General features: G+C 69.6%; 23 protein-coding genes and 1 pseudogene. 8 read left to right on the top strand and 16 right to left on the bottom strand.

From position 1 onward, the window contains the following. Positions 1-128: 128 nt before the first annotated feature. From OG422_RS19770 to OG422_RS19735, 8 genes and pseudogenes are all read right to left on the bottom strand, one after another. Positions 129-650, bottom strand: coding sequence for an FBP domain-containing protein (locus OG422_RS19770; RefSeq protein WP_143942264.1), 522 nt, complete (start codon positions 648-650; stop codon positions 129-131). A gap of 153 nt (positions 651-803) precedes the next feature. Beyond that, positions 804-1,988 (bottom strand): S8 family serine peptidase, encoded by a 1,185-nt coding sequence (locus tag OG422_RS19765; protein ID WP_405743966.1) that lies wholly within the window; start codon positions 1,986-1,988, stop codon positions 804-806. A gap of 116 nt (positions 1,989-2,104) precedes the next feature. Next, the gene (locus tag OG422_RS19760) at positions 2,105-3,442 is read right to left on the bottom strand and encodes a hypothetical protein (protein WP_405743964.1); all 1,338 of its coding nucleotides are present in this window, start codon (positions 3,440-3,442) and stop codon (positions 2,105-2,107) included. A gap of 51 nt (positions 3,443-3,493) precedes the next feature. Next, positions 3,494-3,760 (bottom strand): hypothetical protein, encoded by a 267-nt coding sequence (locus tag OG422_RS19755; protein WP_405743962.1) that lies wholly within the window; start codon positions 3,758-3,760, stop codon positions 3,494-3,496. Positions 3,761-4,096: 336 nt separating this feature from the next. Then, the gene (locus OG422_RS19750; RefSeq protein ID WP_405743960.1) at positions 4,097-5,434 is read right to left on the bottom strand and encodes a hypothetical protein; all 1,338 of its coding nucleotides are present in this window, start codon (positions 5,432-5,434) and stop codon (positions 4,097-4,099) included. 163 nt (positions 5,435-5,597) lie between these two features. Next, positions 5,598-6,332, bottom strand: a complete 735-nt coding sequence (locus OG422_RS19745; protein ID WP_405748085.1) for a hypothetical protein — start codon at positions 6,330-6,332, stop codon at positions 5,598-5,600. Between the two features lie 83 nt (positions 6,333-6,415). Next, a pseudogene (locus OG422_RS19740) lies at positions 6,416-6,703 on the bottom strand (WXG100 family type VII secretion target); the annotation flags it as partial. Continuing rightward, positions 6,696-7,031, bottom strand: a complete 336-nt coding sequence (locus tag OG422_RS19735; protein ID WP_405743958.1) for a hypothetical protein — start codon at positions 7,029-7,031, stop codon at positions 6,696-6,698. The gene OG422_RS19735 and the pseudogene OG422_RS19740, both read right to left, overlap by 8 nt. Positions 7,032-7,477: 446 nt before the next feature. On the opposite strand from OG422_RS19735, the gene OG422_RS19730 reads away from it, so the two are divergent. Both OG422_RS19730 and OG422_RS19725 read left to right on the top strand, forming a co-directional pair. Beyond that, positions 7,478-7,729: an SCO4848 family membrane protein gene (locus OG422_RS19730; protein ID WP_143942257.1), complete on the top strand. Its 252-nt coding sequence runs from the start codon at positions 7,478-7,480 to the stop codon at positions 7,727-7,729. 311 nt (positions 7,730-8,040) lie between these two features. Further along, on the top strand, positions 8,041-9,462 hold the full coding sequence (locus OG422_RS19725; RefSeq protein ID WP_405747908.1) for a D-alanyl-D-alanine carboxypeptidase: 1,422 nt from the start codon (positions 8,041-8,043) through the stop codon (positions 9,460-9,462). A 131-nt stretch (positions 9,463-9,593) separates the two neighbouring features. Here OG422_RS19725 and OG422_RS19720 read toward each other — a convergent pair whose 3' ends face one another. After that, positions 9,594-10,619 (bottom strand): YihY/virulence factor BrkB family protein, encoded by a 1,026-nt coding sequence (locus OG422_RS19720; protein WP_405743955.1) that lies wholly within the window; start codon positions 10,617-10,619, stop codon positions 9,594-9,596. Between the two features lie 188 nt (positions 10,620-10,807). Here OG422_RS19720 and OG422_RS19715 point away from each other — a divergent pair, with 188 nt between their 5' ends. Further along, a complete protein-coding gene (locus OG422_RS19715; RefSeq protein ID WP_405743953.1) occupies positions 10,808-11,563 on the top strand; it encodes a decaprenylphospho-beta-D-erythro-pentofuranosid-2-ulose 2-reductase in 756 nt (251 codons plus the stop codon). 166 nt (positions 11,564-11,729) lie between these two features. Here the strand turns inward: OG422_RS19715 and OG422_RS19710 are convergent, their stop codons facing one another. From OG422_RS19710 to OG422_RS19690, 5 genes are all read right to left on the bottom strand, one after another. Beyond that, positions 11,730-12,311, bottom strand: a complete 582-nt coding sequence (locus OG422_RS19710) for a 2'-5' RNA ligase family protein (RefSeq protein WP_143944476.1) — start codon at positions 12,309-12,311, stop codon at positions 11,730-11,732. A 233-nt stretch (positions 12,312-12,544) separates the two neighbouring features. After that, positions 12,545-13,555: a tryptophan--tRNA ligase gene (gene trpS, locus OG422_RS19705; RefSeq protein WP_143944950.1), complete on the bottom strand. Its 1,011-nt coding sequence runs from the start codon at positions 13,553-13,555 to the stop codon at positions 12,545-12,547. A 267-nt stretch (positions 13,556-13,822) separates the two neighbouring features. Beyond that, entirely contained in the window at positions 13,823-15,013 is a 1,191-nt protein-coding gene (locus OG422_RS19700; protein WP_405743951.1) for a glutathionylspermidine synthase family protein, read from the bottom strand. Between the two features lie 7 nt (positions 15,014-15,020). Next, entirely contained in the window at positions 15,021-15,374 is a 354-nt protein-coding gene (locus tag OG422_RS19695; RefSeq protein ID WP_405743949.1) for a hypothetical protein, read from the bottom strand. A gap of 42 nt (positions 15,375-15,416) precedes the next feature. After that, positions 15,417-16,877, bottom strand: a complete 1,461-nt coding sequence (locus OG422_RS19690) for a PLP-dependent aminotransferase family protein (RefSeq protein ID WP_405743947.1) — start codon at positions 16,875-16,877, stop codon at positions 15,417-15,419. Positions 16,878-16,924: 47 nt separating this feature from the next. Here OG422_RS19690 and OG422_RS19685 point away from each other — a divergent pair, with 47 nt between their 5' ends. Together OG422_RS19685 and OG422_RS19680 are read left to right on the top strand one after the other, a co-directional pair. After that, a complete protein-coding gene (locus OG422_RS19685) occupies positions 16,925-17,416 on the top strand; it encodes a carboxymuconolactone decarboxylase family protein (RefSeq protein WP_143943646.1) in 492 nt (163 codons plus the stop codon). Between the two features lie 46 nt (positions 17,417-17,462). Further along, positions 17,463-18,185, top strand: coding sequence for an isocitrate lyase/phosphoenolpyruvate mutase family protein (locus tag OG422_RS19680; RefSeq protein WP_405743945.1), 723 nt, complete (start codon positions 17,463-17,465; stop codon positions 18,183-18,185). A 119-nt stretch (positions 18,186-18,304) separates the two neighbouring features. Here OG422_RS19680 and OG422_RS19675 read toward each other — a convergent pair whose 3' ends face one another. Then, positions 18,305-18,682 (bottom strand): hypothetical protein, encoded by a 378-nt coding sequence (locus tag OG422_RS19675; protein ID WP_405743943.1) that lies wholly within the window; start codon positions 18,680-18,682, stop codon positions 18,305-18,307. A gap of 111 nt (positions 18,683-18,793) precedes the next feature. On the opposite strand from OG422_RS19675, the gene OG422_RS19670 reads away from it, so the two are divergent. Beyond that, a complete protein-coding gene (locus tag OG422_RS19670; protein ID WP_405747907.1) occupies positions 18,794-19,624 on the top strand; it encodes a Scr1 family TA system antitoxin-like transcriptional regulator in 831 nt (276 codons plus the stop codon). After that, entirely contained in the window at positions 19,621-19,830 is a 210-nt protein-coding gene (locus OG422_RS19665) for a DUF397 domain-containing protein (protein ID WP_405743941.1), read from the top strand. The genes OG422_RS19670 and OG422_RS19665 overlap by 4 nt, the downstream gene beginning before the upstream one ends. Before the next feature lie 184 nt (positions 19,831-20,014). On the opposite strand, the gene OG422_RS19660 is transcribed toward OG422_RS19665, so the two are convergent. Next, positions 20,015-20,176: a hypothetical protein gene (locus OG422_RS19660; protein ID WP_405743940.1), complete on the bottom strand. Its 162-nt coding sequence runs from the start codon at positions 20,174-20,176 to the stop codon at positions 20,015-20,017. Positions 20,177-20,204: 28 nt separating this feature from the next. Between OG422_RS19660 and OG422_RS19655 the strand changes: the two genes are divergently transcribed. Further along, positions 20,205-21,431 carry an RNA-guided endonuclease InsQ/TnpB family protein gene (locus OG422_RS19655; protein WP_405743938.1) on the top strand — a complete coding sequence of 409 codons (1,227 nt, stop codon included), beginning with the start codon at positions 20,205-20,207 and terminating at the stop codon, positions 21,429-21,431. Positions 21,432-21,449: the final 18 nt, after the last annotated feature.

Here is a 21,449-nt window from a genome sequence, read left to right as displayed (position 1 = left end):
ATCCGGATTCTCGGGTGCGGGGCTCTTTGCGTTCAGGGGGGGCGGAGATGGTGCGGCCGGGCGCGGGGCTCGCCGGTACGACCTGGGCGTGGGCACGCCGGAGGGCGGGGGCCTGCAGCCGGCCCCGGCTACCGCCTGCGGGCCGCCGACGCCCCCGCCGTCACCTTCTCCAGGAACTCGTCCAGATTCCGCATCATCCGCGCGATCCGCTCCTCGACCGGCAGCGTCTCCTCGTACCGCGCCGCGAGCTGTGACCGCTTCTTCCCGCGGACGTACAGCGAACAGGCGAGATCGGCGCAGAAATACGCCCCCACGGTGTTCCCCTCGCGCCCCGAGGCCCCCGCGCGGCGGGCGGCGAGCAGGCTGACGCCGGAGCCCGGATGCCCTGTGAGGCACACCGAACAGACTGTCGTCTTCGTGAAACTCCGCCGCACGCCCTGCGGCACCCGCAGCGTGACCCCCGTCAGCCCGTCCCCACGCGGCACCACCAGATAGCTCCGGTCCGGCGCCCCCTGATCACGCCACCCGAGAAAGTCGAGGTCCTCCCACGGCAGCTCCCCCAACTCCCGGGGCAGATTGATCCGGCTCGCCTCCCCCTTCGAACAGTTCACGAAGGACGCACGGATCTCTTTTTCACCTACGGGGTCCATGACCAGGAACGTAACAGCGAAAGCCCGGGCGTGTCGTCCGGATTTCTCCGCCCCCACCCCGCACCACGGCTGAGGCCGCCACCCTGTATCGGGCAGCGGCCTCGGCCGTAGCGGCAGTCTCCTTCGTACGCGTCTCGTATACGGGGGCGAGGCTCAGCCCCAGGACTGGCTGCCCGCATTCCCCCGGCGGCGTACGAGCGCCACACCACCGATGATCACACCGAGCACGATCACCACACCCAGCCCAATGCCTCCATACAGCAGCACCGCCTTCTTCCCACCCATCGGCGGGTCGGGGTCCTGCCCCTTGTCCGCACCGGCTACGACAGGCGTCTTCGACGCCTTCCCCTCCGGCATCGGGAGGGGGCCGGCGGCGGGGCCGGCGGGGATGTCCTTCGTCAGTGCTACCAGCGGCTTGATGAAGCCGTAGCCGTAGTGCGGGTCGGGGAGCTTGAGCCCGTCCTTCTCGGCCGACTTCGGGAGCCCGGCCGACTTCACCAGCCGGTTCGCGATCTGCCCAGGCGTGAGGTCCGGGAACTTCTCCTTGAGGAGCGCGGCGGCGGCGGAGACGTAGGCGGTGGAGATGGAGGTACCGCTGGACTTGCCGTAGCGCGAGCTGTCACCGCCGAGGACGGGGACGTCGACGCCCGGGGCGGCGATGTCCACGCTGGAGTTGTAGTTGCTGCCGTCCCAACTCTTGCCGTACTCGTCCACTGCCCCCACGCCGATCACGCCGGGGCAGGCCGCCGGGTAGTTCTCCTTGGGCCCGGCGTCGTTGCCGACCGCCGCGACCACGACGACGCCCTTCTCCACCGCGTAGTGCACCGCCTCGCACATGTCCGGGGTGTGCTTGGAGACACCGATGGACATGTTGATGACGTCCGCGCCGTGGTCGGCCGCGTAACGCGTCGCTTCAGGGGCTGCGTTGTCCTCCGCCAGCGGAAGGATCTTGGCGCCCGGCGCCAGACCACGCAGGCCCTGCTGACCACCGGCTCCGTGGCCGTGCCCCGCGACGAGGGCCGCCATGCTGGTGCCGTGCGTCCGCACATCCTCGCCCGGCAGCACCTGCATCTGCCCTTCGACGCCTCCGCTGAACTTGTGCAACGGAAGGAACTGCCCCGTAAGATCCTGCTGTTCCAGGTGGAAGCCTGCATCGATCACAGCCACCGTGACGCCCTTACCCGTGGCCTGCTCGTGGATTCTCGCCGCGTCAAAGGCAGTGAGCGGCCACTGGTCATTACCTGACTCGTCTGCGACGGCCCACCCACCGGTGCCAAGGAAAAGCGCTCCGGTCAGCGCAGCACCAACGGTCGCGCGAAGGGTACGTGTGACCCTCATGCCTTGCTCCTCACTTGCTTCTTCCCGGGCGGCAGCCGACCGCCGGCGAAGGTGCCCCGCACCAGGCCGTGCGGGGCACCTCTGAGCACCGGCGGGGTCGCCGGAGCCGTCTCGCGTTACTCGATCACGCGCGGCGCCACATTACGTTGCGAAGTCCACGTCTCTTCGTCCTCGACAAGGTAGTCGGGACGCTCCTTGCCCTCGCGCTTCTTCTCCTTTTTGCCCTTGCCCGCGGCACCACCCATGCCGGGGCCGCCCTGCGCCCCGCCGCGGCTGCGGTGCAGACCGGCGCCGCCCTGCTTCAGGCCGCCGGCCGGGCCGCCCGGCTTGCCCTTCGCGCCGCCGGGGACGCGTGCGGCACCGCCGCCCGCACCCGGCATCCCGGAGCGACCGGCTCCGGGGCCAAGCCGCATGGCTCCGCCCCCGCCACCGGCCATTCCGGGCATGAACCCCGGAGGCACCGCTCCGCCCGAGCCGCTGCCGGTGCCACCACCGGCATGTCCGGACCCGAATGTGCCTCCGGCGTTCCCGGGGGTCGGCGTCAACGTGCCGCCCTGGACCCCGTCGAGGCCGGTGGTGGGCGACGGTCCGAGCGACTTGATGTTCCCCAGGCCGTCGCGCTGGATGCCGTTGCCCGAACCATGGGGTGTCACCGTGGTCGGACGCGGGTGATCGCCACCGATCGTCGGCATGTTGACGGGCGGGTGGGGCTTGTACTCAGGGGGAGGGGTCGGCCAGTCGGGGTCGCTTCCGGGCGGCGGGCCAGGGTTGAACTGTCTCCCCTGCACTCGGTAGTTCGCCGCCAGTTCCTCCATCACGATGACCGCCTCGACCTGGCGCTCCTTGCTCAACGAGAGCTTGTCCCGGTTGAGTTCAAGGGCCATCTTGGCGTCCATCTTGGGGTTCGCCATGTCCTTGTGGAACTGGGAGTCGTCGCCGGACGAGTTGAACGCGCTCTCGACCTTGCCCGGGTCCTCGATCTTGGACATGGCCTTCTTGGCCTCGCGCAAACTGTGGGCGACACCGTACTCAGGACCCATCGCCCGGCTTCCGATGAGCATGGCCTCGACGTTACGGGCGTGGCCGTAGGTGCGGTCGATCTTCACCAGGACCTTCCCCGCCTGACGCCGGAACGCCTCGGCGGCCGTGCCGTGCCAGTGCTGCGAGGCGTGCTCCACGGCATCCATGAACGCCTTACGGATCCCACCCTGACCGTCCTGGCCCCCGAGTCGGTCGGCCGACGCCCGCCAGTGATCACCGGACCGCTCCAGCTCCTCCGGCGAAGAGCTCTCCACCATCTTCCGCAGCGCGTTGATGCCGTGGTGATGGAAGTCCGAACTGGACTTCTCGACGGGCTTGTAGCCGTCGAACTGCTTCATTCCCTCGGTGCGGTGCTTCTGATCGATCTGCTTCTCGTACGACTTGTTGCCGTCGTTGTCCATCGGGCCAGGCATGGCCTTCTCCCCCTAGTCATCGCCGATCCACCTGCCCCAGCACAGCCGGGGTCAGCTGCTCATCGATGTCTTCGTCTCCTGCTCCTGGTCGTCGTACGCACCGTGGCTGCGCTCGGCTTTCCCCCCGAAGTCCCGGATGAGGTCCTGGAGGGCGGCGATGACCTGCGTCATGTAGTTCTGCATCTCGTCGTGAGCGCTGCTGATGTCCTCGGCCTCATCGAAGCCAATGCCGAACGCCGACTTGGGGATCGTCGTGCTGTATTTGATCTTCTGGTTCGGCTCGTCCATGTCGGCCTGCAGGTGCTTGAGACGGCGCACGACTCCGTCCAGTTCATCGAGATCGACTTGAAACTTCTCGCCCACTGGTCCCACTCCCCCGTTGTCCTTCATTCCGCGCCCGGTAATCCTTCGCCAAGGGCAGCGTAAAGAGTGTCAATACTAGGGAGTTAGGGTCTGTTCGGGCAACATTGAAAGTCCTGAAGTGTCCGATTTAGTACCAGATGATGCCACGCTCTGTAGAGGTGTTGTTACCAAGCTGAGGCAACCTGATCCGTCCGGGACGTGTCCGGGCCTGACGAGTCGCTTGGTGGGCACGCAGGCCCACCAAGCCGACCGTGCACCCCTCAGCTCAAACCTCCACGCGAGACATGCAGTTCACCGCCCCCGCGCCTCGGAGGCACTCGATCCGCCCCCGGAGTTCATCGCAATGAACGCCAGGAGGGATTCGCGCATGGTGAGGACGTGGGCAAGCGCCAGGGCCACCACCACGCCGCCCAGGCCGGTCAGCCAGCGCCATGTGCCGGAGAGGTCGCCGGACAGCAGAGCGACTCCACACGCGAAGAGGAGCGAGGAGAGCGCCAGGGCCCAGGCCGACACGAAGCGTGGCCATGCCGAACGAGGGTCCCAGAGGAAGAGGCGTTTCGGAGGTTCCGGCGCCTCTGAAGCCTGAGCCCCAACAGGTGAAGGATTAGCCTCAGTTACGGCATGAGCCTTGATAGATACGTGCTCACCGACCAGTGCTTCCGCTTCTTCCACTGCGATCAAGGCATGCAGGACCCAACCGTCATCGGACACCAGCGCCGCCGAGGCGCGGCGAGGTGAGAAGCGATGGCCACCGGTCCCTCTGCGTCCGTCCCAGCAGAGCCAAAGCTCCTGCCCCTCCAACCCCTCGGGGACTTCCCGTTTCGCGATGTAGGTGAGGAAGTGGACCGCCTTCGAGGAGGAAGTGGTCAGCCTCAGACACCGCTGGTTGGCGGTGCCCTGTCGCCAGTGGTCCGTGCCCATGAATCGGACACGAACAGCCAGATCGCCTTCCCTCATCCGGGAAAATGAACGGAATCCATAACGGACCCAGAGACCCCACACGGAGAACCCGATGGCGATTACCCACGCACCGGTATAGCCCCACACTCCGCGAGGCGACATGGTGTCGCCGCGCAAGAATGCACCGAGGCGACTTTCGTCTCCGGCGATTGCTCCAATCTCAGGCCGGGAGGGCGCGTAAAGCACCGTCACTTTATCGCCCGGGGCCAAGGGCTCGGGAGTATCGGTGCGCACTGTCGCTGTCACTGCCGCCCCAGCTGCCGTCCGCGGGACGAGTCGGACAACCACTGTGGCCGCATAGAAGTCTTTTCCACGACTCGGATCGTGCCGCTCCACTTCGCCGACTTTTTCGACCACGACCTCGGTGAACTCGGGGCCGGCATCGTGGAGACGCTGCAGCATCTCCGGTCGCTCAGGCGATCCCGCCGCAAGCGCGATCAACGTCACTACTACGGTGAAAAAACCCACGTACCAGCCGATAACACGGCACTGCACACCCCGCCTCGAAGGGAGAGAAAGAGGAACCATCGACGGAGATCTCAGGGATTTTTCAGATTCGGTGCCTGGTGCGAGAAACTCCGCCGTGGACACTGCATGAAACGACCTCGGGCCGCCCGTCAGACGTCGATAGGAAATCGCCGCCACAAGAGAGAGGAAGGCGATTGCCATGGCGATCAGGATCCCTGTGCGACGTATATCCGCTTCCCCAAAAATCCATAGGGGAAGAATGGATGTCGAAGACAGCAGGGCGATCCCGCCACACCAGGCGCCGATCCGGCGGGGGTTGGCGCCTACCCGCCCCGCGTCGCCCGCCCCCTGGGAAGCCGCACCGTCAGCCGAAGACATCTCGTACCTCATCCGTCGCGGTACCGCTTCTTCCTCGCGTTCCCTTCTCGGCACCCGAGCGCCCTTCCTTCGTGCTCTTGTCGACGTCTTCCCACCTGTCCTTGCCTTCGTTCGCCGCAACACCGCCGGCCACAGGAACAGTGGTTCCCCACGCCCTGTCCATGCCGGCCTCGTGCCCTACGGGCGTGGGCTCCTCGAACTTGATGTCCTGTGCGATCCGGGTCATTTCCTTATCGAAGCCTCTGGCCACGCCACCGGCTCCCCCCGCGGCACCACCCGTAGCGGCCGTGATGGCCGTCTGCCGCATGTCCATGGATTTTCCCTGGGCAAGAGAGTCAAGCCCGTCACCGGTGACGCCGCCCACCGCACCGCCCACCACGCCACTGACGAGGTCACCACCACCCAACGCCGTGGCGAGCTTGCCTGCGCCAGCTCCGAGACTCGCGCCACCAATGCCGCCCGCGAGGTTCGTCTCCCATTCGGGACCCTTGCCGCTGAGAACGCTGGTGACCACGCCACCTGCGGTGCCGGAGGCCGATTCCATGGCGAATTCAGCTGCCACCCTGGTCAGGGCATGGAAGTTCTTGAAAGCCTTATAGGCATTCGCCACCGCCCGGAGCATCCGCCCCAGCTTTCCCGCAGCATCGAGCGCCTTCTCCACAAGCATGACGACACGAGCCGTACCCGTGGCAGCGGAAACGCCGAGCGTGAGAAAGGACATCCCCACCGAGACGCCGATGGAAATTCCGATCTCCAGATAAATGTCGTGGATTTCCGAGTTGACCTCGCGGATCGCCTTGCGGCTTTATCGAGGCCGTCGGCAGCTTCATCGAACTTCTCAGTGGCTGCATCTGCCGATGATTTACACTTTCGCCAATGCTCATGAAATGCCTCTGCGGCAGGACCTCTCCAGGCGTTACCAATCACACCCTCCACCTGCTTATCCAGCCTGCGGAAAATCTGATCTATTTCAGACTTCAGATTCCGCCACGCCTTGGCTGCTTGCTCTAATTCATCTGGACGACCTCCCGGATTGACGATCTCGATCCCGAGTTCTACGATTTCCTCGGCCGCAGACTCCCCATCACTCACTTACAGACACCCCATTACCGAACAGCGAGCCAACGTTCTCATCGTTGACTTCCGTGTTCTTTGTCACCTGCTTGAGTGCGGCGCCGATCGAATCCAGGTGCGTATATATGGATTTCACCGCGCCAGCGACATCCTCAGAGTATTCAATGTACGCCGTGGTCACCTCTTCAGACTCGGTGAGAACGCCGAATCCGTCGGTAATCGCCTCTTCCCCAGTCTCACTGGAGAATTTTCTGAGATGCGTCTCCAGGTCATAGGCATGCTGCTCGAAACTTCGCGCCAGTTTCATGAGCTCTCCATGCTCCACATAAGATTCTTCGCCACTCATAAATTACCCCTCCCAGAGTCGCATATAAATATCCGACCCCACTCTAGACGACAGAGAGGATTGAGCGAGTCGCACCTCAAAATAATCATCCCGATGCGCGAGGAAAGGGAGAGCAAGTCGAAAATGTCACACTTGTCAGGAAGAGGTCGCTGTTTTACGTTTTCCAATTCCGAACGGACGCACGGAAAGACTACTTTCATTTGCCTCAATTCCCCGAGAGGGGGCAGATTCAGCCGCCCTCGCCCCGCATCCGGACATGTCTGAGTCGGCCAAACTCCCGCAGGTGGGGAGCCGCCCAAGCGGCGTGAACGCGTCTCCGCCTGTGGCTTTCGGACCGTGTCTACGTCAGACTTCGCGGCCAGCAACCCGACCATGCCCCTCCGTTAAAGCGCAGACCGATGGGCTGGATACTGGGACAGTCCCCCTGTAGTAGAGGAGCTCGTTTCGTGAAGATCGGTCGTCGTGTGTCGTGGTTCCTGCTCGCCTTTGGTGTGTGGTCCTGGGTGGTGTGGGTCACGTTCGCCAAGAACCTTGTCAAAGATGCCAGTGGGCTCGCCTTTGACGGGGCGGGGAATCCGACCGGGTATTTCTGGGTGCATCTGGTGTTGGCGATTACCTCTTTCCTTCTGGGAACGGCGATCGGTGTGATCGGTTTCCGTGGGCTGCGGGCGAACGCGCGGCTGCGGGAGAATTCGTAGCGGTCCGGAGGTGGTTGCCGCACGTCTTCGGCTGCCGGGGGCGGGCCGCAACCCGTTGGGCGTTCGCGTCATCTAGCAGGGGGAGGGCGACAGCGGCGGCACCGGTCCGGCCTGTTCTTCTGCCGGGTCGCCGCCCTTGTGCCGAGTACCGCTGAAAGGTGATCCAGGTGAGCCAGCTTCAGAGCCCCGGGACGGACGAGGACCGGGGTGCGGGGCGGGAGAACGTCGCGGTGGCCCGTGCTGGGGCAAGATTTCGCAGGGCGCCCGACGCGGGCACAGGGGCGACGGGTACGTTCGCGAGCGTGTCGATGATGTCCTCCTCCTTGGTCCCCTCGCCCGCGCCCCGGGGCGCCGCGTCCGCCCCGAGCAGCGCCCACCCGGGCTCGGGCACCCCCCGCCCGAGCTCAGCCGGTGCCTCGGGCGGTGCGGTCCCGGGCCCCCGGACGGCGCCCGCGTCCCGGCCCGCGCGGGTCCCCGCACCGCGCGGCCCCCGCGCCGTCTCCGCGCTCGCCGTGTCCGCGCTGCTGGTGCCGCCCGTGGTGCTCGGCAGCGGGACCGCGTACGCCGCGAACGGCGACGGGCCGAAGCGGGCGAAGGAGCCCGCGCCGCCCTCGGTGATGTCGCGGGTCGGGGGTGAGCGGCTGGGCGTGCCGGGGGTGCAGGTGCGGCTGAAGGGCGGGGCGCCGAAGGTGCCGCAGGGGATCACGGCGCGGTCGTGGATCGTGTCCGATGCGGAGTCGGGTGAGGTGCTGGCGGCGAAGAACCCGCACTGGCAGCTGCCGCCCGCCAGCACGTTGAAGATGCTGTTCGCCGATACGGTTCTGCCGAAGTTCCCCAAGGACGAGAAGTACAAGGTCAAGCCCGCGGATCTGCAGGGCATGGGCGCGGGCAGCAGCCTGGTCGGGATAAAGGAGAACCTGACGTACACCGTCCACGACCTGTGGCTCGGGGTCTTCCTGCGGTCCGGGAACGACGCGGTGCACACGCTCGCGGCGATGAACGGCGGTACCGAGGCGACGGTCGCGGAGATGCGGCAGCGGGCCAAGGATCTGAACGCCGTCGACACCCATGTCGTCACGCCGGACGGGTACGACGCGCCGGGCCAGGTCTCCAGCGCGTACGACCTGAGCCTGTTCGCCCGCGCCGGGCTGCAGAACGCCGACTTCCGGGAGTACTGCGCGACGGCGAATGCGCAGTTCCCCGGGGAGATGGACAAGAACGGCAAGCGGATGTCGTTCGGGATCCAGAACACCAACCGGCTGCTCAGCGGCGATTTCGGTCTCAAGCCGTATCCGGGGATCGCCGGGGTGAAGAACGGCTACACGACGAACGCCGGGAACACGCTCACCGTCGTCGCCCAGCACGGTGCGCGGAAGCTGCTGGTGACCGTGATGAACCCGGCGAAGGAAGAGCGCAACGAGGCGTACAAGGAGGCCGCGGCGCTCTTCGACTGGGGATTCGAGGCTGCGGGCAAGGTCGAGCCGGTCGGGCGGCTGGTCGGGCCGAGGAGCGAGGAGGGGGACGCGACGGCCGCCGGGCACCACGACGACGGCAAGCCCGGCAAGGGCGGCGCCCCCTCCGCGCCGCAGGCGGCCGATTCGTCGGGCGGTGCGTGGACGGCGGTCGGGGTGGCCGGTGGTGCGCTGGTCGTGGTGGGCGCGGTGGCCCTCTTCGTACGTCGGCGTCGGCCGTTGCCGGAGGCGGTACGGCGGGGGGCGCGGCGGCGGCGGTGAGGTGGGGCGGGGGGCTGAGCCCGTCAGCTGTGGTGAGCCGGGCCTGGCCCCGTAGGGCCGGTCCCGTACGGAAAATCCCGTAGGGGTTCAGCGGCCCCCTTGCGGGCCAACTACCCGCCGGACCAGCGGATTTAACGCTTCCGGTCGATGCTCCGAGAAGTTGGCCCGCCACCCTCCTTCGGCTTCCCGCCACCCTCCTCCGGCTTCCCGCCGCCCTCCTCTGGCTCCCCGGCGCCCTTCCCCGGCTTCCCGCCCTCGGGCCCGTCACCGTCCGGCCCCTCCACCGGCCGCCTCTCATCCGCTTCCGCCGCCGGATCCTGCGTGGCCGTCCACGCCGCGCAGAAGACCAGGAGCTTGGCGGTGAAGTTGATCCACAGCAGGAGGGCGATCGGGGTGCCGAAGGCGCCGTACATGCTCTTCGAGGCGACGCCCTTGAGGTAGCCGCTGAGCAGGAGTTTCAGGAGTTCGAAGCCGACGGCGCCGAGGAGTCCGGCGACCACGACGGCGCGGCGCGGGGGGCGGACGCCGGGCAGCCGGGTCAGGACGTAGATCAGCAGCAGGAAGTCGGCCAGGACGGCGATGCAGAAACCGGCGGCGGTCAGCAGGGCGCTGCCGATGCCGCCCTCGGCCAGTCCCAGGGCGTCGGCGGCGTGGCCGACGGCGGCGGAGGCGAAGGCGGAGCAGGCGACGGAGAGCAGGGCGACGCCGCCGAGACCGATGAGGACGGCACCGTCGCGGAGCTTGCCGAGGAAGAAGTTGGTGTCGTCGTGCTCCTTCTCCCAGACGGCGCGGAGGCAGTCGCGCATCGCCTGGATCCAGCCGATGCCGGTGAAGAGCAGGGCGGCGCCCGCGATGAGGCCGACGGTCCCGGCGTTGTCGACCAGCGCGCCGAGGTCGAGCTGGCCGGAGATCCCGGGGATCTGGGCGGCGAGCCGGGTCTCCAGGGTGTGGAGTTGGCTCGTGCTGAGGACGGTGGCGCCGATCGCGGCGCCGACGGTGATCAGCGGGAAGAGCGCGACGAAGCTGGTGAAGGTGATCGCGGCGGCCAGCCGGGTCCAGTGCACCCGCTGTATCCGTGTCCAGGCCCGCCACAGGTGGGTGGCCATCAGCCAGGTCACCGCCGGGCCGATCAGCGGCAGCCTGCTCAGCCAGTCCATGGCGTTCCCCTCGTCGCATCGTCAGGCCGGTGATCCGGAACCTTAGCGTCCGCGTACCCCGGAATCGGGTGCGTACGGGGGCCGGTCCCGGCCCGTCGTGCGGGGGCGGCCACCCGTTCGGGCGAGACGCGGACGGGGCGGGCGGTTCGGACGACTAGTAGGGATGTCACACCGTTTACGGTCGCCGCATGAACGACGCCTGTGGGAGCCCGCGGTCGCTGCTGGTGCTCGGCGGGACCTCCGAGATCGCGCTGGCCACCGCGGCGCGGCTGGCCGCCCGCCGCACCCGGACGATCTGGCTGGCCGGGCGCCCGTCGCCGGGCCTGGAGGAGGCGGCGGACCGGCTGCGGGCGTACGGCGCGGAGGTGCGGACCGTCGCGTTCGACGCGCTGGAGACGGGCAGCCACCGGGAGACGCTGGAGGCGGTCTTCGCCGAGGGCGAGCTGGACATGGTGCTGCTGGCGTTCGGCGTGGTCGGGGACCAGCCGCGCGACGAACGCGACGCCCGGCACGCGGTACGGCTCGCGCAGACCAACTACACCGGCGCCGTCTCCGCCGCGCTCGTCTGCGGCCAGGAGCTACGGCAGCAGGGGCGTGGCTCGCTGGTCGTCCTGTCGTCGGCGTCCGGCGAACGGGCCCGGCGCTCGGACTTCCTCTACGGGTCGAGCAAGGCGGGTCTGGACGCGTTCGCGCAGGGGCTCGGCGACGCGCTGCACGGGTCCGGGGTGCACGTCATGGTGGTGCGGCCCGGCCGGGTGCGGACGCGGATGACGCCGGAGCTGTCGTCGGCGCCGCTGGTGACCACGCCTGAGGAGGTCGCCGAGGCGGTCGAGACGGGGCTGCGCCGCAGGTCGGAGGTGGTGTGGGTGCCGGGGAAGCTGCGGTATGTGATGGCGGCGCTGCGGCATGTGCCACGGCGGACGTTCCGGCGGTTGGCGTTGTAGCCGGACGGGCGGGGCTCGTGCCCTCAGCCGCATACGGGGCGGGGCCCCGGGGAACCAGGCCCCGCGCCGTCAGCCGCGTCCGGGCCCGGCCGCGCGCCACGGGCCGTACGGGCCAGGGCCCGCGCCGTCACCCCCGTACGGCCGTCGTCAAGCGCCCCGGCGCCGTTCAGCAGGACGGCGCCGGCGGCCGCGTCAGACCGGCCTGGCGGGGGACGGTCGCGGTGCGGGGCCCGAAGGGGTACTCGCGCTCCAGGCGCCACACCGCGTCGGCGCCCTGCTCGTAGAGGGCGAAGCCGCCGATGGTCCAGGTGGCCCGGAAGTCGCGGAGTTCGTGCTGGGCGCGGTCCATCGCGACGTCGTCGAGGTGGTGGGCGACGGTGACGTGCGGGTGGTACGGGAACTGCAGTTCACGGGCGCAGGGCCCGCCCGCGGCACGGACCCGGGCCTGGAGGGCGGCGCAGCCCTCCTCGCCCTCGGCGACCTTCACGAAGACGACGGGCGACAGCGGACGGAAGGTGTCGGTGCCCTCCAGCCGCAGCGGGAAGGGCCGGCAGCCCTCGGCGACCTCGGCGAGGTGCCGTTCGACGGCGGGCAGCGCGTCCCGGTCCACCTCGGTCGGTGGCAGCAGGGTGATGTGGGTGGGGATGCCGTGTGCCGCGCTGTCGCCGAAGCCCTCGCGCTGCCTTTGGAGGTAGCTGCCGTAAGGCTCCGGGACCACGATCGAAACGCCCAGCGTTACGGTCCCCACTGCGTTCTCCCTCCACTGTGTGCGCTGCGCCGACGGCCGCCCCTACGGGGGCCGCACGACGGGGTGCGCCGCTTCGTCCGAGGCGTCGCACCGTTCCCAGTGTGACGCGTGTGGGCACCGCCCAGCGGCGGTGCGGGCCCCGGGCGGGCGGGGCGGGGCGGCCGGCGGGGCCGCTTCGGTGGTCCGTCCGGGGGCCGCCGGGCCGGTGGGTGACCGGCCCGGCGGGGTGCCGGTCAGTGCCCAGCGGGGAGGAGTCCCAGCCGGTCATAGGCGGTGGCCAGGGTCTCGGCGGCCACCGCGCGGGCCTTCTCGGCGCCCTTCGCAAGGATCGCGTCGAGCGTCGCGGGGTCGTCGAGGTATTCCTGCGTACGGTCCCGGAACGGTGTGACGAAGTCGACCATGACGCCCGCGAGGTCGGTCTTGAGGGCGCCGTACATCTTGCCCTCGTACTCCTTCTCCAGCTCGGGGATGCCGGTGCCGGTGAGGGTGGAGAGGATGGTGAGGAGGTTGGAGACGCCGGGCTTGGCCTCGCGGTCGAAGCGGATGACGGTGTCGGTGTCCGTCACGGCGCTCTTGATCTTCTTCGCGGTGGCCTTGGGGTCGTCGAGGAGGTCGATGATGCCCTTCGGCGAGGACGCCGACTTGCTCATCTTGACCGACGGGTCCTGAAGATCGTAGATCTTCGCGGTCTCCTTGACGATGTACGGGTTGGGGACCGTGAAGGTGTCGCCGAAGCGGGTGTTGAAGCGGTCCGCGAGGTCGCGGGTCAGCTCCAGGTGCTGGCGCTGATCCTCGCCGACCGGGACCTGATCGGCCTGGTAGAGCAGGATGTCGGCGACCATCAGCACGGGGTACGTGAACAGGCCGACGGTGGTGCGGTCCTGGCCCTGCTTGGCGGACTTGTCCTTGAACTGCGTCATACGGGACGCCTCACCGAAGCCGGTGACGCAGTTCATCACCCAGGCGAGCTGGGCGTGCTCGGGAACATGGCTCTGCACGAAGAGGGTGCACTGCTCGGGGTCGAGCCCGGCGGCGAGCAACTGGGCCACGGCGACGCGGGTGTTGCGGCGCAGCGTGACGGGGTCCTGCGGGACGGTGATCGCGTGCAGGTCGACGACCATGTAGAAGGCGTCGTGGGACTCCTGGAGCGCCACCCACTGGCGGACGGCACCGAGGTAGTTGCCGAGGTGGAACGAGCCTGCGGTGGGCTGGATGCCGGAGAGCACACGTGGAGCTGACTGCATGGCGAAGCCATTCCCCTGGGGGCGGTGGTGGGCGACGGGCGGGCGATCGTGAGCCATGCTGTCGATTGTCTCAGGTCCGGGGAACTCCCCCGCGCGAGGTCGGCGGCGGGCGGCGGCGCGCGGCCCGGGTCGGCGGGCGCGGGGGCGCACCTCCGGGGCCGCTGGGTGCGCGGGGAGCGCGGGTGTCCGGCGGGACGGACGCGGCCCGGTCGGCTCGTCGGTACGAGGCGCCCCGCCCGGGTCCCGGCCCCGCTCCCCCGTGGCCCCTCAGCGGATCACATGCGGCAGGAACCGTGCGTACTCATCCGTGATCGGCCCGGACGATTCGCGGATGCCCAGGCCCGCCGCCTCGTTCTCGACGACCCAGGCGCCGAGGACGACGCGGTTGCCGTCGAAGTCCGGCAACGGCGCCAACTGCTGGTAGCAGCACGGGTCCTGGGGGTCGCGCGGCGCCGCCGGGGCGCCCGGCGGGTGGAGGGTGACGCCCTCGCCCTCCCGGCCCAGCAGCGGCTTGGCGGCGTAGCCGGTCGTCCCGGCCAGCTCGCGGGGCCCGTCGAGGTAGGCGGGGAGGAGGTGGGGGTGGCCCGGGTACAGCTCCCAGAGGACGGCGAGCAGCGCCTTGTTGGAGAGCAGCATCTTCCAGACCGGCTCGATCCAGAGCGTGGAGCCGGTGCCGCCGCCGTTGTCGAGGGTGTCCAGGACGTGCGGTCCGAAGGCGTCGGTGGTCAGCCACTCCCAGGGGTAGAGCTTGAAGCAGGCGCGGAGGAACCGCAGCCGCTGGTCGACGAAGCGGCCGGTCAGGCCGTCCCAGCCGATCTCCTCCACCGGGATCGCGACCGTCTCCAGGCCCGCCTGACGCGCGGTCTCCTCCAGGTAGGCGACGGTCATCAGGTCCTCGCCCAGCTCGTCCCCGGCGGAGTGCGCGAAGTGCAGCGGGGCGCCGGGCGGCAGCAGCGGGGCCTGCCGTTTCCAGGCGTCGACGAGGCGTTCGTGGAGGGAGTTCCACTGGTCGGCGCCGGGGAAGCGCTCCTCCATCCAGAACCACTGCGGGCTCGCCGCCTCCACCAGCGACGTCGGCGTATCGGCGTTGTACTCCAGCATCTTCGCCGGGCCGGTGCCGTCGTAGTGCAGGTCGAACCGGCCGTAGAGGGACGGGAGTTCGGCGCGGCGGTGCCAGGACTCGGCGATCAGCTCGGCGACGCGCGGGTCGTGGACGCCGAGGTCGGCGAGGCGGTCGTGGGTGACGAGGTGCTCGGCGGCGGCCAGGCACATCGCGTGCAGCTCCTCGACCGTCTCCTCCAGCGCCTCGACCTCGGGGAGCGTGAAGGAGTAGTACGCGCTCTCGTCCCAGTACGGGCACAGCTCACCGTCCGGGTGGCGGGTGAGCGGGTAGATCAGGCCCTGGGCCTCGACGGTCTGCTGCCAGCCGGGGCGCGGGGTGAGGGTGTGGCGCTCCACGTTCCGGTCACCCGCCGCTGGAGCCGGAGTGGCCGAAGCCGCCGCGGCTGACCGAGCCGCCCTTGCTGAACGAGCCGCCGTCGGCGTACGAGCCGGACTTGCCGGGGCCGTAGTACCACCGGCCCTTGACGGACTGCTTGCCGGTGCGGCGGTTGCCGGTGCCGTGGGACGAGGTGTCGCTGGAGGTGCCGCAGTACTTGGCGTCGACGATGCGGTAACCGCGGGCGGCGTCGTAGCTGTTGCGGTCCACGCAGCGCTTGTCGGGCTCCGAGCCGCAGGCGGTCAGCGTCGCGGCGAGGACGCCCATACCGCCGAGGATCACCGTGCCCGAGCGCAGTCGGCGGTGTGCTTTTTCGGCCATCTTCCGTCTCCCCCGTGGAGCATTCGTATGAATGTGCCAACCCTAAAGGGTGCTCGCGGACGGGTCGGGGGGCAGGGCCCGCAGAAGGGCCTCCAGGGCGCCCGTGAAGGCGTGTTCCGGGGGTCTTCCGTACGGGACGACAAGGCCGTCGCGGGCGGGCATCGTGCGGGCCGCCGGGTCACGGAAGGTGTTCAGGCCGTTCAGTTCCAGACCCTGCCAGCGGGCCGCCTCGACCAGGGACCGCTCGGTGCCGGGCGGGAGTTCGAGGACGGCGTGGAGTCCGGCGGCGATGCCGGAGACCTCGATGTGCGGGGCGTGCGCGGCGAGCGCTGCCACCAGACGGTCGCGGCGGCGCCGGTAGCGCAGCCGCATCCCCCGCACATGGCGGTCGTACGCGCCGCCGGACATGAACTCCGCGAGGGTGAGGTGATCGAGGGTGCCGGACTGCCATTCGCCGCCGCTCTTGACGGCGAGGACGGGGTCGACGAGGCGGTCGGGCAGCACCAGCCACGCCAGCCGCAGCGCCGGGGCCAGGCTCTTGCTGGCGGTGCCCAGATAGACCACGCGGTCCGGGTCGAGCCCCTGGAGCGCGCCGACCGGCTGGCGGTCGTAGCGGAACTCGCCGTCGTAGTCGTCCTCCAGGATCCAGCCGTCGTGCGCCACGGCCCAGTCGAGGGCGGCGGCGCGGCGGTCGGGGTGGAGCGGGACGCCGGTCGGGAACTGGTGGGCGGGGGTGAGCAGGGCCGCCAGCACGCCGTCGTACGAGGGGAGTTCGGCGGTGCGGGCGCCGAGGGCGTCGACGGTGAGGGGGACGGTGCGCAGCCCGGCGCGGACGAGGACGTCGCGGTGGAAGCCGAGGCCGTACCCCTCGGTGGCGATGGCGGGGGCGGACCCGCGGGCCGGGCCGCGGACAGCCGTCAGCGCGCGGGCGACGAGGGCGAGGCCCTGCATGAACCCGGCGCAGATCACGATGCGGTCCGGGTCGGCGCGGACGCCGCGGGCGCGGGCGAGGTAGTCGGCGAGGACCGCCCGCAGCTCGGGGCGGCCCTGCGGGGCGCCGTAGCCGAGCGCGTCGTACGGGGCGGCGTTCAGCGCCCGGCGGGCGGCTGCGAGCCAGGGGGCGCGGGGGAAGGCGGAGACGTCCGGGGTGCCCGGGGTGAGGTCGAAGCGGGGCGCGGGGCGGCCGGACGGCGGGGTGCGGCGGGCGGGCGCCGGGCGGGCCGGGGTGCGGTCGGCGATGCGGGTGCCGGAGCCCTGGCGGGCGCTGAGCCAGCCCTCGGCGACCAGGTCCGCGTACGCCTCGGCGACGGTGTTGCGGGCGATGCCGAGGTCGGCGGCGAGGGTGCGGGAGGACGGCAGCCGGGTGCCGGGGGCGAGCCGTCCGGTGCGGGCCGCCTCGCGCAGCGCCCGCATCAGGCAGATCCGCAGCCCGCCCGGTCCGGCGAGGTCCAGATGGAGGTCGCGGCCGAAGGCGTCCCAGGAGGTGGCCCAGGAATTATCCATGGAAGTGGACCATACGCGGGTGCCACCACGGTCGTAGATTCGGTGCCATGACGACGACGAACGACACCACCAAGACCCCCTCGGACGCCGCGGAGCACGGCCCCCGGCTGCGGATGGCCGAGCTGGCCCCCGAGGTCTACAAGTCCATGATCGCGCTGGACGCGGCGGCCCGTAAGGGCATCGACCCGGCCCTGGCCGAGCTGGTCAAGATCCGCGCCTCGCAGCTCAACCACTGCGCGTTCTGCCTGGACATGCACACCAAGGACGCCCGTAAGAACGGCGAGAGCGAGGAGCGGATCTACCTCCTCAGCGCCTGGGAGGAGGCGACCGGTTACTACACCGAGCAGGAGAAGGCGGCGCTGGCGCTCACCGAGGCGGTGACCGTCCTGACCGACGGTTTCGTGCCGGACGCGGTGTACGCGCGGGCCACCGCGCACTTCGAGGACGCCGAAATCGCCCAGCTGATCGCGCTGATCACCACCATCAACGCGTGGAACCGCTTCGCGGTGACCACCCGGATGGCCCCGGGCCGGGTGTGAATCCGGTGGCCACGGCATTGACGCCCGCCCGTCCCGGCGGGGCACCGTGCTGACGGGCGCCGCCGCGCTGCGCGCCCTGCACCACGGGCCCGGGCTGCCGCTGGTGCTGCCGGGCCCGTGGGACGCGGGGAGCGCGAAGGCGTTCGCCGACGCCGGGTTCCCCGCGCTCGCCACGCCCAGCGCCGGGGTGGCGGCCGCCCTCGGGTACGCGGACGGCGAGGTGCCGCCGGACGAGATGTTCGCCGCGATCGGCCGGATCGCCCGCGCCGTGGACGTCCCCGTCACGGCGGATGTGGAGGACGGATACGGGCTCGGCGCCCGGGAGTTGGTGGCGCGGCTGGCCGAGGCGGGGGCGGTCGGCTGCAACCTGGAGGACGGCGACCGCACGACCGGCGGCCTCGTCGACGCCGGCCGTCAGACGGACCGGCTGGCGGAGGTCCGCGCCGTGGCGGGCGACGCGCTGGTGATCAACGCCCGGGTCGACACGTACGTCCGCGGTGCGGGCGGGGTGGCGGAGACGGTGCGGCGCGGACGGCTCTACGCGACGGCCGGGGCGGACTGCGTCTACCCGATCCTCGCGCCCCCGGAGGAGCTGGCGGAGCTGGCCGCCGGGATCGGCCTGCCGCTCAACGCGCTGGCCGTCCCCGACGGGCCCGCGCCGCGGGAGCTGGGCGCGCTCGGCGCCGCCCGGGTCACGTTCGGGCCCTGGCAGCAGCGCCGGGCGATGGCGGCGGTGGCGGCCGAGGCGCGGGAGCTGCGGGGCGTATGACGAGGGCGGGGCGGTGGCATCGGTGCCACCGCCCCGCCCCGGACGCGCCTAGGGGCGGATGCGCGCCACGTCGGCAGCGCCCAACAGCTGCATGACGGCGGTCTGTTCGGTGCAGCGACTCACCAGGTGCCCCTGAGGCCGACCGCATCAGCCAACGGCGCCCAGGAGAACAGTAGTTGGCATCCGAAACTGCACAGGTGCTTCATCTCGGGGTACCGCCGTTCATGGTCGACGGACAAGGCATTGGGCCACCGGACGATGACCACCTCCACCTCACCCTGCTCGGCCATCTCCCGCACGCGAAGCCACCCGCTGCGCCGTTGGGGGACGGGATCGCCGAACGGGTCGGTGATCACCGTGACGATCTTCAGGCCACGCGTGGCCGCGAAGTCACGGCCCTCCTGCACCGCCCTCTCCTCGGCCACTCCGGCGACGGCATCACGGCGGGCGGCACAGATGTAGAGCACCGCCAGGGCAGAGGAAGCCTTTTCGGTCATGGAAGCCCTCCTTAACTCTTGGTAGTGAATCCACCACCAAGAGGACTCGCCGTGGCCTACAGTCGGGCCGTCTTCAACTTGCGCAAATTGAACGGAGAGTTGGTTATCCAGATGGTCAACCGCAAGGAACTGGAGCCCGAAAGGTCACCCGCCGCGCGCTTCGGACAGCTGTTACGCGCACTGCGGGACGAGCGCGGCTGGACGCAGGACGAGCTGGCGGAGCGCATGGGGTGCTCCGGTACGCACATTTCCGCCGTCGAAACTGGCCGCCGCCCGCCAACTCCCCACTTCGCGGCGAGCGCTGACAGGGCCCTCGGCACGGGAGATCGGCTACAACGCCAGGCGCGGGCTGTGCGTTACACCGCGCTCATCGAAGGGTTCCCGGAGTACGTCACGCATGAGGCAAGAGCCGCAGAAATCAGGCTGTACGAGGTAGGTGTTATCCCTGGGCTGCTCCAGACACCGGAGTACGCATCGGCACTGGAGGCAGATGCTGTACGGCGGGAAGCGATCACTCCTGAGCAAGCCAACGAGCGGGTTGAGCTGGTGGCGCAGCGGCAAACCACCCTCATGCGGTCACCGTCGCCGCTGATCCTCGCGGTGCTCGACGAAGGATGCATCCGCCGGCCGATGGGCGCCCCTGCTGTCATGGATGCCCAGTTCGCACGCCTGCTTGAGTTCGCCGAGCTGCCGAACACCGTATTGCAGGTTGCGCCGTTCTCCATGGGAGCGCGCAGACCGTTCAGCCTGCCCGTCACCATGCTCACGATGCCGGACCGCTCGCTGATGTCCTACGCGGAGTCCACTCACCGGGGCCATCTCGAACGGGAAAGTACGTTCGTGCTGCCCATACTGACGGCCTACCATCAGCTACAGGCCGAAGCGCTCTCCCAGGCGGAATCTGTGGCCATGATCGAGCAGGTACGAAAGGGCACCCCGTGACGACCGAATCCCCCCGTTGGTTCAAGTCCTCCTACAGCGGCAACGGTGGCCAGTGCATCGAGGTCGCCGCCAACCTCGCCGCCGCGCGCGGCATCGTCCCCGTCCGCGACTCCAAGGACCCGCACGGCCCGGCCCTCGCCTTCCCCACCGCCGCGTTCTCCTCCTTCGTGGCAGGCGTCAAGGACGGGCAGTTCGGCGCCGTCTGATCCGCCGCTGCACCCTGAGAACGAACCCGGGGCGCGGCCCGCATCCCCGAAGGGATACGAGGCCGCGCCCCGGGTTCGTTCGCCGGCCGCCGTCGGTCACCAGACATCTCCGAGGATGCCCCGGCCTTCAGGCCGGGGAGGAATCGGACCCCTGCGGAGCAGGGCAGGGAAAGAGCAATCGCCGTCAGGGCGATTGGTCGTCTGCCGGGACGTCGCCGCGCCCGGCCTCAAGCCGGTGCACGATCTCGGAGTTGAGGGACCTGCGGGCGCGCTTGGACTCGGAGACCAGCCATGCGTGGAGATCGGCGGGCAGGCGGAGCGTGATGCGTACTTCTTCTTGATCCATGCCTCAACCGTAGCGGTAGAATGGTGTCATGGTGACACCACGAAAAGCGGCGGGGGATGCCGGGCGCGCCCGGTACACCTACCGGCTTCGCGTGTCGTCGACCGCCCGCGCCGCCCTGCTCGCCGAATGGAGCCGGTGCAGGTGGGTCTGGAACGAGTGCGTTGCCAAGTCCTGTCAGGTGCACGCCCGCAACCGGGCGCACCCCGACGACAAGCTGACGTGCGGCCCGGCGCAGCTCGACAAGATGCTGACCGAGGCTCGCGCCAAGCTGCCGTGGCTCCGCGAAGGCGCATCGGTGCCGCAACAGCAGACCATCCGGGACTTCGCCAAGTCCCGATCCAAGGCGCTGAAGGACATCGAGAAGCGCCTTCCGCCCCGGCAGCGCGCGGGCATGCCCCGCCCGAAGAAGAAGCGGGAAGCGCTCCCGACGCTGAACTACACCAAGAACGGCTTCCGGCTGAAGGACGGCCGCCTGCACCTTGCGGGCGGCATCGCTCTGACGGTGGTGTGGTCGCGGGAACTTCCCTCCGCGCCGTCCTCGGTTCGCGTGTACCAGGACAGCCTCGGGCATTGGTACTGCTCGTTCGTCGTCGCCGCCGAGGCTCTGCCGCTCCCGGAGACCGGCCAGGTCATCGGCGTGGACTGGGGCATCAAGGAGACCGCAACCACCACGAGCGACACGCACGACCTGCCGCACGCCCAGCACGGGAAGAACGCCGCGCAGAAGCTGGCCCGCTATCAGCGGATGATGGCCCGCCGTAAGCCCCTGCGCGGACAGGCCGCGTCCAACGGCTACCGCGAGGCGCAGAAGCAGGCGGCGAAGCTGCATAAGAAGGTCGCCCGGCAGCGCCAGGACACCGCCCGCAAGTGGGCCAAGCGCGTCGCGACCGACCACGACGCCATCGCCGTCGAGGACTTCCGGCCGAAGTTTCTCGCCAAGACCACCATGGCCAGCAAGGCGGCAGACGCGGCCATCGGCGCCACCAAGACAGCCCTGATCGAGATGGGCCGCAAGCACGGGCGGGACGTCCGCCTCGTGCATCCCGCGCACACCACCATGGACTGCGCGGCGTGCGGAGCGAGAACCAAGCACGCACTTCCTCTTTCGGAACGTACCTACACCTGCACCGCGTGCGGAGCCGTGTCCCCCAGGGACAAGAACTCCGCCCGCGTGATGCTGGTCCGGGCTGGTCTCACCCCGGCTGGTGTCGAGGGCGTAAGACCTCCGGGAGCGCTGCTCCCGGAGGCAGCCTGAGCCAGGAATCCCCCTCCT

The organism is Streptomyces sp. NBC_01525 (assembly GCF_045040405.1).
In the GTDB taxonomy this organism is placed as follows: domain Bacteria; phylum Actinomycetota; class Actinomycetes; order Streptomycetales; family Streptomycetaceae; genus Streptomyces; species Streptomyces benahoarensis.
This window is presented reverse-complemented; position numbering and strand designations above follow the sequence as displayed.

Excerpts from the sequence above, each read along its gene's own strand:
- OG422_RS19770 (WP_143942264.1), bottom strand. The coding sequence starts at position 650 with ATGGACCCCGTAGGTGAAAAAGAGATCCGTGCGTCCTTCGTGAACTGT.
- OG422_RS19765 (WP_405743966.1), bottom strand. The coding sequence starts at position 1,988 with ATGAGGGTCACACGTACCCTTCGCGCGACCGTTGGTGCTGCGCTGACC.
- OG422_RS19760 (WP_405743964.1), bottom strand. The coding sequence starts at position 3,442 with ATGCCTGGCCCGATGGACAACGACGGCAACAAGTCGTACGAGAAGCAG.
- OG422_RS19750 (WP_405743960.1), bottom strand. The coding sequence starts at position 5,434 with ATGGCAATCGCCTTCCTCTCTCTTGTGGCGGCGATTTCCTATCGACGT.
- OG422_RS19745 (WP_405748085.1), bottom strand. The coding sequence starts at position 6,332 with ATGTCCTTTCTCACGCTCGGCGTTTCCGCTGCCACGGGTACGGCTCGT.
- OG422_RS19735 (WP_405743958.1), bottom strand. The coding sequence starts at position 7,031 with ATGAGTGGCGAAGAATCTTATGTGGAGCATGGAGAGCTCATGAAACTG.
- OG422_RS19725 (WP_405747908.1), top strand. The coding sequence starts at position 8,041 with ATGTCCTCCTCCTTGGTCCCCTCGCCCGCGCCCCGGGGCGCCGCGTCC.
- OG422_RS19720 (WP_405743955.1), bottom strand. The coding sequence starts at position 10,619 with ATGGACTGGCTGAGCAGGCTGCCGCTGATCGGCCCGGCGGTGACCTGG.
- OG422_RS19715 (WP_405743953.1), top strand. The coding sequence starts at position 10,808 with ATGAACGACGCCTGTGGGAGCCCGCGGTCGCTGCTGGTGCTCGGCGGG.
- trpS (WP_143944950.1), bottom strand. The coding sequence starts at position 13,555 with ATGCAGTCAGCTCCACGTGTGCTCTCCGGCATCCAGCCCACCGCAGGC.
- OG422_RS19695 (WP_405743949.1), bottom strand. The coding sequence starts at position 15,374 with ATGGCCGAAAAAGCACACCGCCGACTGCGCTCGGGCACGGTGATCCTC.
- OG422_RS19690 (WP_405743947.1), bottom strand. The coding sequence starts at position 16,877 with ATGGATAATTCCTGGGCCACCTCCTGGGACGCCTTCGGCCGCGACCTC.
- OG422_RS19685 (WP_143943646.1), top strand. The coding sequence starts at position 16,925 with ATGACGACGACGAACGACACCACCAAGACCCCCTCGGACGCCGCGGAG.
- OG422_RS19675 (WP_405743943.1), bottom strand. The coding sequence starts at position 18,682 with ATGACCGAAAAGGCTTCCTCTGCCCTGGCGGTGCTCTACATCTGTGCC.
- OG422_RS19670 (WP_405747907.1), top strand. The coding sequence starts at position 18,794 with ATGGTCAACCGCAAGGAACTGGAGCCCGAAAGGTCACCCGCCGCGCGC.
- OG422_RS19660 (WP_405743940.1), bottom strand. The coding sequence starts at position 20,176 with ATGGATCAAGAAGAAGTACGCATCACGCTCCGCCTGCCCGCCGATCTC.
- OG422_RS19655 (WP_405743938.1), top strand. The coding sequence starts at position 20,205 with ATGGTGACACCACGAAAAGCGGCGGGGGATGCCGGGCGCGCCCGGTAC.